12 protein-coding genes are annotated in these 12,889 nt (G+C 36.5%); 3 read left to right on the top strand and 9 right to left on the bottom strand.

Annotated elements, in window-relative coordinates:
* Positions 1–125: 125 nt before the first annotated feature.
* The 9 genes from noc to rpmH all read right to left on the bottom strand — a co-directional run bounded on the left by noc (position 126) and on the right by rpmH (position 8,383).
* Positions 126–983, bottom strand: coding sequence for a nucleoid occlusion protein (gene noc / locus ACW0TQ_RS20065; RefSeq protein ID WP_455725948.1), 858 nt, complete (start codon positions 981–983; stop codon positions 126–128).
* Between the two features lie 100 nt (positions 984–1,083).
* On the bottom strand, positions 1,084–1,218 hold the full coding sequence (locus ACW0TQ_RS20060; RefSeq protein WP_455725947.1) for a hypothetical protein: 135 nt from the start codon (positions 1,216–1,218) through the stop codon (positions 1,084–1,086).
* A 290-nt stretch (positions 1,219–1,508) separates the two neighbouring features.
* Positions 1,509–2,225 carry a 16S rRNA (guanine(527)-N(7))-methyltransferase RsmG gene (rsmG, locus tag ACW0TQ_RS20055; protein WP_042528663.1) on the bottom strand — a complete coding sequence of 239 codons (717 nt, stop codon included), beginning with the start codon at positions 2,223–2,225 and terminating at the stop codon, positions 1,509–1,511.
* A 266-nt stretch (positions 2,226–2,491) separates the two neighbouring features.
* On the bottom strand, positions 2,492–4,378 hold the full coding sequence (mnmG, locus tag ACW0TQ_RS20050; RefSeq protein WP_193063767.1) for a tRNA uridine-5-carboxymethylaminomethyl(34) synthesis enzyme MnmG: 1,887 nt from the start codon (positions 4,376–4,378) through the stop codon (positions 2,492–2,494).
* A gap of 34 nt (positions 4,379–4,412) precedes the next feature.
* A complete protein-coding gene (gene mnmE, locus ACW0TQ_RS20045) occupies positions 4,413–5,789 on the bottom strand; it encodes a tRNA uridine-5-carboxymethylaminomethyl(34) synthesis GTPase MnmE (RefSeq protein WP_042528659.1) in 1,377 nt (458 codons plus the stop codon).
* 285 nt (positions 5,790–6,074) lie between these two features.
* Positions 6,075–6,686, bottom strand: coding sequence for an RNA-binding cell elongation regulator Jag/EloR (gene jag / locus ACW0TQ_RS20040; RefSeq protein ID WP_455725946.1), 612 nt, complete (start codon positions 6,684–6,686; stop codon positions 6,075–6,077).
* A gap of 217 nt (positions 6,687–6,903) precedes the next feature.
* On the bottom strand, positions 6,904–7,662 hold the full coding sequence (yidC, locus tag ACW0TQ_RS20035; protein ID WP_042528655.1) for a membrane protein insertase YidC: 759 nt from the start codon (positions 7,660–7,662) through the stop codon (positions 6,904–6,906).
* A gap of 82 nt (positions 7,663–7,744) precedes the next feature.
* Complete coding sequence (gene rnpA, locus ACW0TQ_RS20030; RefSeq protein WP_042528654.1) at positions 7,745–8,092, bottom strand: ribonuclease P protein component; 348 nt, start codon at positions 8,090–8,092, stop codon at positions 7,745–7,747.
* 156 nt (positions 8,093–8,248) lie between these two features.
* Positions 8,249–8,383, bottom strand: coding sequence for a 50S ribosomal protein L34 (gene rpmH, locus ACW0TQ_RS20025; RefSeq protein ID WP_042528652.1), 135 nt, complete (start codon positions 8,381–8,383; stop codon positions 8,249–8,251).
* Positions 8,384–9,428: 1,045 nt separating this feature from the next.
* Between rpmH and dnaA the strand changes: the two genes are divergently transcribed.
* The 3 genes from dnaA (at position 9,429) to yaaA (ending at position 12,887) form a co-directional block, all read left to right on the top strand.
* The gene (gene dnaA / locus ACW0TQ_RS20020) at positions 9,429–10,772 is read left to right on the top strand and encodes a chromosomal replication initiator protein DnaA (protein ID WP_042528650.1); all 1,344 of its coding nucleotides are present in this window, start codon (positions 9,429–9,431) and stop codon (positions 10,770–10,772) included.
* 370 nt (positions 10,773–11,142) lie between these two features.
* Positions 11,143–12,279 (top strand): DNA polymerase III subunit beta, encoded by a 1,137-nt coding sequence (gene dnaN, locus ACW0TQ_RS20015; RefSeq protein ID WP_193063772.1) that lies wholly within the window; start codon positions 11,143–11,145, stop codon positions 12,277–12,279.
* A gap of 386 nt (positions 12,280–12,665) precedes the next feature.
* Positions 12,666–12,887, top strand: coding sequence for a S4 domain-containing protein YaaA (gene yaaA, locus ACW0TQ_RS20010; protein ID WP_042535606.1), 222 nt, complete (start codon positions 12,666–12,668; stop codon positions 12,885–12,887).
* Positions 12,888–12,889 lie beyond the last annotated feature (2 nt).

The following is a 12,889-nucleotide window of genomic DNA, read 5'->3' as shown; positions in this document are numbered from 1 at the left end:
TTTAATTTTAATATAGAACAATCCAAAATACTACCCGAGCAAATGTATCATGTATGTTCAAAACAAAATACCCATCTAATCTTAAGATGGGCAAAGAAAAGCCGGTATACTAATTCATTCTGCTGCTATTTTTGCTTAGGTATTTTAATGGTTATCTGATAATAATTATCGAGTTCTTGTTCATCTGATTCCACATCAACACCCGTATCTGACACCATATTAAGGGACTGTCGGATTGTATTCATTGCAATCCGGACATCTTTATTAATACCTTTGAATTTTGGTTTTGGCTTCTTTTTTTCCTCTTTTGGCTCATTGATTTTAGAGATTCGCTCTTCTGTTTGCTTCACATTTAATTCTTTCTCAAGAATTTCTTTTAACAGGAGAAGCTGCTGTTCCTCGTCCTTTAACTTAATTAAAGCACGTGCATGTCTTTCTGTAATTAATTTTTCCAATAAAGCATCCTGCACTTCTTTCGGAAGCTTTAATAATCGCAGTTTATTAGCGATTGTAGACTGGTTTTTACCAAGACGCTGCGCTAATGCTTCCTGCGTCAAATCATGCAGCTCAAGCAATTTATTATATGCTATGGCTTCTTCTATTACTGTCAGTTCTTCCCGTTGCAGATTTTCAATAAGTGCAACAGAAGCTGTTTCCGTATCACTCATTTCACGAATAATTGCGGATACTTGTTTCCAGCCTAAATGCTGAACTGCTCTCCATCTTCTTTCCCCTGCAATTAACTCAAAGGAATCTTCATCTAGTTTACGAACGACAATTGGCTGAATCATTCCATGTGTGTGTATGGTTTGTGCTAATTCTTTTATTTTTTCTTCTTGAAAAATCGTTCGTGGCTGGTAGCGATTGGCCTGAATTTTATCGATATCGATTTGAATCACTTCATCTGAAGAATAGGAAACCTTCTCCGTATCAATTGGATCCTTATCGCTTTTTCCAAATATCCGATTAAAAGGACTCACCACTTGCTGACACCACCTTCTAAAATTAACAAACTATTCATTATCAAATCTATTAAAAATAAAAGCCCGAAGCTGTACGAGCTTTCACAGAACGGGACTTAGATTAGCTCGGGGCTGTAATCACCTGCCCCATCGAAGAGATTTCGTGATTACGCGTCCCACCGAAAACATTTAAGATAACTTCAACATCTCTTGTCACGCTTAAACGGACAATTTTTAGCAGAGGTTTCTTTTTCATATGTTAACATTCCTAATTTACTTCTTAATTAAAAGATAATGTTTCACGTGAAACATTATTAAACTTTCCAAATTACTTCGTGAATTCATCTACTATTATATAGATGGTTTATTCACCTGTACAACATTCATATAATAGCATCTATCCTTTTATAAATACAACAACGAACAGTCCATATGTACAGTTTCTATTTTACCATACCTACCGCTGAAAAAATATAAAATGAATTTAAATAATCGAAAGCGCATCTTTTTGTCAGTTTGTGAATCTTTTTTTAGATTAAAAAGCAGCTATTCAATTGGTTCTTTATTTGGTACTCCTGCTTTTCTAGGATATTTTTTTGGTGTCTTTCGTTTCTTTGCGATTTTAACAATAGAACGTTCTCCTGCATCAGGGGAAAGTGTGAACGTATCAATCGATTCTACTTCTCCCCCAAGCAATTCAATCGCTGCTTTTCCTGTTTCCAGCTCTTCTTTTGCTTGTGATCCTTTCATCGCAACAAAATAGCCGCCTTTTTTCACAAATGGAAGACATAATTCACTCAACACCGACATTCTGGCTACTGCTCTGGCCGTTACTAAATCATATTGTTCGCGGAATGTATCGTTTTTCCCTGCATTTTCAGCACGGTCATGATAAAAAGCAACGTCAGTCAATCCCAGTGTATTGGCTAAATGGTTTAAAAATGTAATTCGTTTTTTCAATGAATCAATAATAGTTACCTTTAAGTGTGGAAAGCATATTTTCAGTGGAATACTTGGAAAGCCCGCACCTGCGCCAATATCACAAATAGACAGCTCCTGCGTCATATCTGTATGAAAAGCGGCCGTAATACAGTCATAGAAATGCTTTTCATATACTTCTTCTTCCTCTGTAATTGCTGTTAAATTTATTTTTTCATTCCATTCGACAAGCTCTTGAAAATAAAGATGAAATGCTTGTTGTTGTGATTCATTTAATGTTATTCCTTTTTCTTCCAACGCTTGGACAAATTGTTCTGGTTTCATTATAGTCTCCTTTTCCTTCATTTGTATTTGATCATCTGTTCGTTAAAAATAAATTCGATATCAAGCATCCTTTATCTTTTTATATAAGTTGAAATACAAATTTCAACTTATATCAATTACGCGAGAGTTTTATGTATTCTTTTTTATTCATACAGGGAGAACTCCCCTCCCCTGCTGCATCAATATTATCGATACATCAAAATAGAAAGCGCTGTATAATATTTAGAAAAATAGCGACGTATGGATAACGCCGCTATTTTCTTATTTTAATTTGCAATTCGGGCAATATTTCCTTGTTCAATATAAACGAGCAAAATAGAGATATCTGCCGGGTTTACTCCGGAAATTCTGGATGCTTGACCAACAGAAAGCGGGCGTACCTTTTTCAATTTTTCAATTGCTTCTGTGGCAATGCCATTGATTGCATTATAGTCGATATCTGCTGGTATTTTCTTATCTTCCATTTTCAGCATTCTTGCTACTTGCTCTTTTGCTTTTTTAATATAGCCTTCATATTTAATTTGAATCGCTACCTGTTCTTTTACATCATCACTGATATTCTCGTCAATTTCAATCATTTGCTCGACATATTCATACGTTAATTCGGGACGTTTTAATAAATCATATGCTTTAACTGCTTCTTTCATCGGTGCAGCACCAGCGGATTTCATCACGTTTTGTATTTCTTCCGTTGGTTTGACCACGATTTTATTTAGACGTTTCTTTTCTGCTTCCACCTGCTCTTTCTTCGCTGTGAAAGCAGCGTATCTTTCTTCAGAAATTAACCCATAGTCGTAGCCAATATCGGTAAGACGTAAATCTGCATTATCATGACGAAGCAATAAGCGGTATTCTGCACGTGATGTCAGTAAGCGATAAGGCTCATTTGTTCCTTTCGTTACGAGATCATCAATCATTACGCCGATATATGCTTGGGAACGATCTAAGATAATCGGTTCTTTACCAGTTACTTTTGCTGCTGCGTTCATGCCGGCCATTAAGCCTTGACCAGCTGCTTCTTCATAACCTGAAGTTCCGTTAATTTGACCGGCAGTGAATAATCCAGGCAAACGTTTGGTTTCCAATGTCGGCCACAGCTGTGTCGGAACTACCGCATCATATTCAATCGCATAGCCGGCACGCATAATTTCTGCATTTTCCAGACCTGGAACAGATTTTACCATTTCATGCTGCACAGACTCCGGCAAAGAAGTTGATAGCCCTTGTACATAAACCTCTTCTGTATTTCTTCCTTCTGGTTCTAAGAAAATTTGATGTCGGGGCTTATCATTAAAACGAACGATTTTATCCTCAATTGACGGACAATATCTTGGCCCGGTTCCCCGCTTCATACCAGAATACATGGCTGATAACGTCAAATTTTCATTAATTACTTCATGTGTGAATTCATTCGTATACGTTAACCAGCAAGGAATTTGATCTTCAATCACTTCCGTTGTTTCATAAGAGAAGCTTTTCGGATTCTCGTCTCCAGGCTGAATTTCTGTTTGTGAATAATCAATTGTATGGCTGTTTACACGTGGAGGTGTTCCTGTTTTAAAACGTGTTAAGTTAAAACCTAATTCCTCCAGGTTTTCTGATAACTTAATGGATACACGCTGATTATTTGGGCCACTTTCATATTCTAAATCGCCCATCAGCACTTTCCCGCGCATAAATGTTCCGGTAGTCACAATAACCGATTCAGCATAATAAGCTGCTTTTGTTTCTGTAATAACTCCCTTACAAATGCCGTCCTCTACGATAAGCGAGTTTACCATCCCTTGGCGGACCGTTAAGTTCTCTTCATTTTCAACCAGATTCTTCACTTCCTGCATATATACTGGTTTATCAGCCTGTGCACGTAATGCTTGTACAGCCGGCCCCTTTCCAGTATTCAGCATCCGCATTTGGATATAGCTTTTATCAATGATTTTCCCCATAATTCCGCCAAGTGCATCAATCTCCCGTACGACAATACCTTTGGCAGGACCGCCAATAGATGGGTTACAAGGCATAAATGCAATCATATCTAAGTTCAATGTCAGCATTAATGTTTTTGCCCCCATACGGGCAGAAGCATGCGCTGCTTCTATTCCAGCATGACCGGCTCCAACAACAATGACATCATAATTTCCTGCGTTGTAAGTCATTTTTTTCTTCCTTTCCTTTATATAAACATATCCGTTATTTTCCTAAGCAGAACTGAGAGAATAACTGATCAATCAAGCTGTCACTTGCTGTATCGCCAATAATTTCTCCCATAAACTCCCATGAACGTGTTACATCAATTTGCACAATATCCATCGGCATGCCAAGCTCAATTGCCTCGCGAGCATCATCCAAAGCCTGTTTTGCCTGTTTTAACAGCTGAATATGACGTACATTGGATACATACGTTAAATCGCCTGTATCTACTTCACCAGAGAAGAAGGTATTGGCAATTGCCTGCTCCAGCTGATCAACACCCTGCTCTTCAATTAAGGAAGTTGTCACGACAGGCTTGCCTTCTGCAAATTTCCGTACTTCTTCTAAATCTAACTTCTGCTCTAAGTCTGTCTTGTTGATGATGACAATATACTCTAAACCTTGCACAGCTTCAAATAATTTTTTATCTTCCTCACTCAAAGCTTCATTATAATTTAATACAAATAAAATTAAATCGGATTCCTTCAATACCTGTCTGGAACGATCCACGCCAATACGCTCTACAATATCCTCTGTTTCCCGGATTCCTGCTGTATCTACTAAACGTAAAGGAACCCCGCGGACATTCACATATTCTTCAATGATATCACGCGTTGTCCCTGGAACTTCTGTAACAATAGCTTTATTTTCCTGCACCAGGGTATTCATTAAGGAAGACTTTCCGACATTTGGACGTCCAATAATGGCCGTTGCTAAGCCTTCGCGCAAAATTTTCCCTTGCGCTGCAACTTCCAGAAGCTTCTCTATTTCTTCTCCCACCTCTTTGGTCTTTTCCTCCATCAAGGTGTGCGACATTTCCTCAACATCATCATACTCTGGATAATCGATGTTTACCTCTACATGGGCAACGGTCTCCAGTAATTCTTGTCTCAACGTCTGAATAAGCTTCGACAGACGTCCATCCATTTGTTTTAATGCCACATTCATTGCTTTATCTGTCTTTGCACGGATCAAATCCATTACTGCTTCCGCTTGTGATAAATCAATGCGGCCATTTAAAAAGGCACGTTTAGTGAACTCGCCCGGCTCGGCCAGACGTGCTCCTTTTGCGAGCATAATCTCTAACACACGATTCACGGAAACCAATCCGCCATGACAGTTGATTTCAACAATATCTTCACGGGTGAAGGTTTTCGGAGCACGCATCACGGAAACCATAACCTCTTCTGCTAATTCCTTTGTTTCCGGGTCAATCACTTTCCCATAATGAATTGTATGGGAATCTGCCTCTTTCAGGCTCTTTCCTTCAAACACATCCGAGGCTAACGGAATTGCTTCCGGTCCGCTTAGACGCACAATTGCAATCGCCCCCTCACCTACTGGAGTGGATATCGCTGCTATTGTATCTGTATCCATACTTATTCACCTGCCTTCCTTTCATTCTATATCTATAAATTAATTCGTTAATTTTTATTATCACTAACAATCAAGAATAACATAGTTTTAGAAAAAAGGAAACTTATCCACAAAAATAGTTTTGTTTATTTTCGACCTAGTGTTATCCACATGTGCATAACACTATTTAATCATTCTCTTCCTGCCAGGATAGCAAGATATATATACTTATTATTAGGTGCGAAAGTTGATTAAAATACAAATGAAAAGCCAGAAAGATTTTAATCTCCCTGGCTTTCCTTTTATCTATGGTTTTATAACAATATGACGATGTGGCTCGACGCCGTCAGAATAAGTAGAAACCTGCTTATCCTGCAGGAAGCTATGGATAATTTTACGTTCAAATGCCGGCATCGGCTCCAGTACTACTTTTTTCTTCGTTTTCTGTGCTTTATCTCCCATTTTTAACGCGAGTGATTCCAGTGTTTCTTTTCTTCTCGCGCGGTAACCTTCTGCATCTAAGGTTACCGTATAGTACGTATCATTCTGTTTATTAATGACTAAATGAACTAAATATTGCAGCGCATTTAAAGTCTGGCCCCGTTTTCCGATAAGCTTCGCAATATTTTCATGATGCATCGTATACGTTACATGGTTTCCCTTTATTTCGGTATCTACTTTTACTGAGAGATTCATGTTGCTAGTAACTTCTTTGATAAATTGAGCAGTTTCTTCAACTGGATCCTTTGCGACCGTTACTTTTACATAAGCACGCTTGGACCCAAATATGCCAAACATTCCTCTTTTGCCTTCATCAATGACCTCAACATCTACTTGATTCTCTTCCACTCCCAATTGCTCCAGAGCTGATTGAATCGCTTCTTCAACGGTTTGACCACTTGCAGTTACTTCTCTCAATCGCTTCCCCTCCATTAATCACAGCATGAGTATCCGTAATTTCCCTTACTTGGCAAAAAATGATATATACTTTTGTGAGGGAAAACGGCTGCTATATCTTCTGATTAAGTACTGTAGCTAGGACTTTTGATGAATTCACATATATTTTTAAAAATGCAAAATATTTAACTATTTTTCTTATAAATAATGGGGGAATTTCTTCCCCCATTATTAAAAATTATTTTTTTGACATCATCGGCTTATTAATAAGAAGTGTCTGGAATACCATAAATATGTTACCTGTTACCCAGTACAACGCCAATGCTGCCGGGAAGAAGAATGCCATAACACCAATCATGATCGGCATGACATAAAGCATAATCTGCAGCTGTAAACGCATTTGCGGATTACTGTTTGCTGCGGAGTTCGTAGACATCATTAATTTCTGCTGTAAGAACGTAAACAGCGCTGTCAGAATCGGTAAAACAAAATCTGGTGTTCCAAGCTGGAACCAGAGGAAATCATGTGTAGCAATTTCTGTCGTACGTCTGATTGCATGATACATTGCAATAAATATTGGCATCTGTACAAGAATCGGTAAACAACCTGCTAATGGATTGACCCCATTCTTTTGGAATAATTGCATCGTTTCCTGCTGTAATTTCTGCTGTGTATTCGCATCCTTAGACGCATACTTTTTCTGAAGTTCCTGTAATTGCGGCTGCACTTCCTGCATTGCCCTCGTGCTTTTGATCTGTTTTACATTTAATGGTACTAAGAGTAAACGGATAACTACTGTTACCAGGATAATTGCCAGTCCATAGTTTTCATTTAAAAATTCTGCAATCATTGTTATAAACCATGATAATGGGTAAACAAAGATTGTATTCCATATTCCTTCACTTTCAGGTGTAATCGGTTCATCGATTTGGGTACACCCAGCTAAAAAAACCGCTAACACGAGAAATGTGACTAATATCCCGTATTTTCTACGCAAAACATTTCCTCCTTAATATTACCAACGCTTATAATTGCTATTTTAGCTTATTTACATTGCGAATTCTATCCTAAACTTGTTCTTACTTGGAATGTTTAAATAATTTTTCTTTATATAGTAAATGCGAGAGACTTTTTTTCATCATCTCGTAACTCATTGTTTTCGTTGGGTTTCTGGCAATGATTACAATATCATAACAAGGTTTAATATCTTGCTCTAACTCTTGAAAAGACGCTCGCAACAACCTTTTAATCCGATTCCTGACAACGGCATTTCCTATTTTTTTCCCTACAGACAGACCTATCCGAAAATGATCCTGATTATCTTTCTTTTTATAATAAATAACCAGCTGCCTATTTGCGAAAGAATTCCCATGTTTAAATGTTGCCTGAAATTCTTCATTTTTTTTAATCCGAAATTGTTTTTTCACCGTCATCACCTTTTAATTTAACCCGCATACATCTTTTTCTATTCATCTTGTTTCAGCAAACTTGTCCATTTTTATCAGCATAAAATATGTACTCCTTATGTGAATAAGCATATCCTCTAAAATACAGAAAAAAAACCACTGATAGTTGTCAGTGGCTTATGCAGATAAAACTTTACGTCCTTTGCGACGACGACGAGCCAAGATATGACGACCATTTTTTGTGCTCATACGCGTGCGAAAGCCGTGAACTTTTTTACGTTTGCGGTTATTTGGTTGAAACGTTCTTTTCATGAGTGTGCACCTCCTTGGAATCTCCAAGTTCATATTTAAACTAAAATAGCTTATAACTTATCCTTTAGACAGTCCTTGATATTATACGAAAAAATGATTGATTTTGTCAACCGGGTATTTAATAAAATTCTAACGACCTTTATTCCTCACACATTTTTTCGGTCGATATTTTAACTGCTATATATAGTTGAAATAAAATTTTATCATTTTGCGTTCGCTGCGACAGCTGTCGTGTAAAGATTAATCATATTCTCTGCCACACATTTTCATTATTACCATGCTGATATATTCCTTTCCATATAACATCCCCTTTATTCCTTCTAAATTTTACTTCTTCCACTAATCACCTTGCTTTAACATCGATGCAGCTTAATCATTGATTTTGGTATCCCTCCAAAAATAGTACAGAAATTAATACAGCCCGCACAGAATTTCTATTTTAGAAATCACTCTTATTATCCACATCTTATATCGGATATATTTCCTTTCTTTTTGTCTATCCACACAAAAAATAAACAGGATAATCACAAAATACAGTGTTGTTTATAAGCAAAACACACAACAGATAGAATATGTGGATAACTATTTAAAAGCCATTGATTTATTCAGTTTTATTTGGTATTATATTTATGTTTTAGTTTGTGGAAATCATTTCGCAGATAAATCTTATTCACAGATTGTGGATAAGATGTGGATATTCTTTCCACTGATTTTTGATAAAGTTTTCTACAAAGTTGTGGATAGCGTTTATATATGTCATATTTTATTTAGAATTAGCTTTAATAGTATAATGTAAATATCTTTTATATTCGTATTTAATCGTATATATGATTTCTTTTTTATTTATCCACAGCGCTTTTTTTATTTTAATACGTCTGCCTTTCCATCTAATACATGAAATAGATTGAGAGAGGCTTTTTTCTTCTGAATAGAAGTTATGAATTTCTATGATGAATATTAATGGAATGCGCTGGTTGATTCTTTTTTATTGCTGTCAGCTATTAAGCCTATTTCCTAACTCAGGTCGAAAGGAGTGAAAGTAACTTTGGAAAATATTGAAGAACTTTGGGATGCCACATTGGACATTATTAAAGAGAAATTAAGTAAGCCGAGCTTTGACACCTGGCTGAAGAATACAAAAGCCCTTCACTTAGAAAAAAATACATTGGTTATCTCTGCTCCAAATGAATTTACAAAGGACTGGCTGGAGACACAGTATACAGATTTAATTACGCAAACATTGGAAAAAACTACTGGGACAAGTCTGAATGCAAAATTTATTATTCCTGATTCTGTGGAAGAGCCATCCGATCAAAAACCCATGCCAAAACCGAATATCGATGCAAAAACAACGGATTCCCCCAAGTCAATGCTTAATGATAAATATACATTTGATACATTTGTTATCGGCGCCGGAAATCGCTTTGCACACGCAGCATCGCTAGCTGTAGCGGAAGCTCCTGCTAAAGCGTACAATCCCTTATTTATCTACGGCGGCGTCGGTTTAGGGAAAACACATTTAATGCATGCAATTGGTCATTATGTAAGAGAACATAATAAAGATGCGAAAGTGGTTTACCTGACTTCTGAAAAATTTACGAATGAATTTATCAATGCCATTATGGATAATAAATCGAATCATTTCCGTAATAAATATCGCAATATTGATGTCCTTCTTATTGATGATATTCAATTTATTGCTGGAAAAGAATCCACACAGGAAGAATTTTTCCATACATTTAATGCGCTGCATGAAGAAAGCAAGCAAATTATTATTTCCAGTGACCGGCCGCCAAAAGAAATTCCTACATTAGAGGATCGTTTGCGTTCACGCTTTGAATGGGGTCTGATTACCGATATCACACCTCCTGACTTAGAAACAAGAATTGCCATTTTAAATAAAAAGGCAAAAGCAGAAGGTTTAGATATTCCGAATGAGGTTATGCTCTATATTGCTAATCAAATCAATACAAACATCCGGGAGCTGGAGGGCGCGCTGATACGTGTTGTTGCCTATTCTTCTTTAGTCAATCAAGACATTGACGCATCGTTGGCAGCAAATGCATTAAAGGATATCATTCCAAGTAATAAACCAAAAGAAATTACCATTCCTGCGATTCAAGAGGTTGTCGCAGACCGGTATCATATCCGTCTGGAAGATTTTCCTGCTAAAAAACGTACCAAATCGATTGCCTTTCCAAGACAGATTGCAATGTATTTGTCACGGGAGCTTACGGACTCATCCCTGCCTAAAATTGGCCAGGAATTTGGCGGAAGAGATCATACGACCGTCATTCACGCCCATGAAAAAATTTCGAAGCTGCTTGAAACAGATACAGAGCTCGATCGGGATATTGAAGAATTAAAAGAAAAACTTAAATCCTTATAATACATGTTCAAAAAATGCGTTTTTATTGGAGTTTTTGAGCATCCACCTATAGAGAAAACACAACAAAGGCAAACCTAAATAGAAACAGGATTGCCTTTGTTGTCCTCCTGCTTTTTAATTATGCAGAAGGAAGCAGCTGTGTATGCTGTGAAAAAAGTGAATCACTTATGAACAGGTTATACACATGTGGAAAACTTTGATGTTTTCATGCTAAACTTACTTATCCACAGTAATCACAACACTTATTACTGTTATTACTGGTTTTATATTATAATTAATAAATATATAGAACCCTTTTTTATTGATTTTGAAAAGAATTTAAGAAATAGTTGCTGTAAAACTTTTCTTAAAACCTGAGGAGGATATAAACATGCGTTTTACAATACAAAGAGATAAACTGATTGCCAGTGTACAGGATGTTATGAAAGCAATCTCTTCCAGAACAGTTATTCCGATATTGACTGGAATGAAGATAGAAGTGAGACAACACGGAGTGACATTAACCGGGAGTGATTCAGATATTTCTATTGAATCTTATATTCCTGCAGAAGATGAAGATAAAGTATATGTTGAAAATATAGAAGATGGAACTATTGTATTGCAGGCTAAATATTTTCCTGAAATTGTCCGCAAGCTCCCGGAAGCACAAGTAGATATAGTTGTTGATGAGCAGTTTAATGTAAAAATTACTTCCGGAAAATCAGAATTTAATTTAAATGGACAGAGCGCCGATGAATATCCGCATCTTCCACAAGTAGAAACAGAAAATAGCTTTGAAATGCCAATTGACTTATTAAAAAGTATGATTAAACAAACTGTTTTTGCTGTGTCTACGATGGAAACCAGACCAATTTTAACCGGAGTAAATATCAAGCTGGAAGATCAAAAGCTTGTATTTACAGCAACTGACAGCCATCGACTGGCCAAAAGAGAGGTTCCAGTAACAGGAACGAATGTATCGATAGAACAGGTTGTTGTTCCTGGAAAAAGTCTCAATGAACTCTATAAAATTTTAAATGATTCAGAGGAAACAGTAGAAATCAGTGTAACGAATAACCAAATTCTTTTCCGTACGAAGCATTTAAATTTCTTATCCCGATTACTGGACGGGAATTATCCAGAAACATCGAGATTGATTCCGGATCATAGTAAAACAACAATCCAAATAAAAACAACACCGCTATTAAGATCAATCGAACGTGCTTCTTTATTAGCAAAAGAAGAAAGAAATAATGTTGTTAAATTTACCAGCAATGATGATGGGGTTATCCAGATTTCAAGTAACTCTCCAGAAATCGGAAATGTTGAAGAAGAAGTCACAGCTGATGAGATTAACGGAGAAAATTTAAAGATATCCTTCAGTTCAAAATATATGATCGATGCGCTAAAAGCGATTGAATATGATGAAGTAGTGATAGAATTCACTGGAGCAATGCGTCCATTTATCATTTGCCCGGTAGAAAATGATTCCATCCTGCAGCTTATTTTACCGGTAAGAACCTATTAATTTTTACGCATTACGCGTTAAAAAAAGTATTCCAGCTGGATGATTAAGTAAAAGTTATACCTGATCATTTAAAAGCTCTTTTGTGGAAGAAAGAGCTTTTTCTTTTGGATTAGAACCGATAATGAGAAAGAAAACCGCATTTTTTTGACAACCCCTTTAAAAAAACAACAGAAAACGCGCTCTAAGAAGAGATTAGGGAAATAAGAATTCCCCCATTAAAAATATCTTAAAAGCTCTGTAACGCATCTTTTTGTAATTATTTGAGGCCTATTCTTCCTTTTTTAATCAATCTTTAGTAAAATAGACAATAGAGGAAAAAATAATCGCATTTGTCTTTGGTCAAAATAAAGGCAGATAAAACAAATAGAAAGTATTTGGTGATATCCATGCATGAACAGATAAAAATAGATACGGAATACATTACGCTTGGGCAATGCATCAAGCTGATTAACTTTTTAGATTCTGGCGGAATGGTCAAAGCATATCTTCAAGATATAGGTGCTGTGGTAAATGGGGAACGTGAACATCGCCGCGGAAGAAAATTATATCCCGAAGATGTCCTTGAAATTGATGAGATAGGATCATTTATCATTCTTAAAGAGGATTAAAG

The organism is Oceanobacillus sp. M60 (assembly GCF_053839645.1).
Note: the sequence above shows the minus strand (reverse complement) of the source record. Positions and strands in the feature narration are given on the sequence as shown.

Bases quoted from the DNA above. Each gene is read 5' to 3' on its own strand.
- ACW0TQ_RS20060 (WP_455725947.1), bottom strand. From the start codon at position 1,218: ATGAAAAAGAAACCTCTGCTAAAAATTGTCCGTTTAAGCGTGACAAGA.
- mnmE (WP_042528659.1), bottom strand. From the start codon at position 5,789: ATGGATACAGATACAATAGCAGCGATATCCACTCCAGTAGGTGAGGGG.
- mnmG (WP_193063767.1), bottom strand. From the start codon at position 4,378: ATGACTTACAACGCAGGAAATTATGATGTCATTGTTGTTGGAGCCGGT.
- rsmG (WP_042528663.1), bottom strand. From the start codon at position 2,225: ATGAAACCAGAACAATTTGTCCAAGCGTTGGAAGAAAAAGGAATAACA.
- rpmH (WP_042528652.1), bottom strand. From the start codon at position 8,383: ATGAAAAGAACGTTTCAACCAAATAACCGCAAACGTAAAAAAGTTCAC.
- dnaN (WP_193063772.1), top strand. From the start codon at position 11,143: ATGCGTTTTACAATACAAAGAGATAAACTGATTGCCAGTGTACAGGAT.
- yaaA (WP_042535606.1), top strand. From the start codon at position 12,666: ATGCATGAACAGATAAAAATAGATACGGAATACATTACGCTTGGGCAA.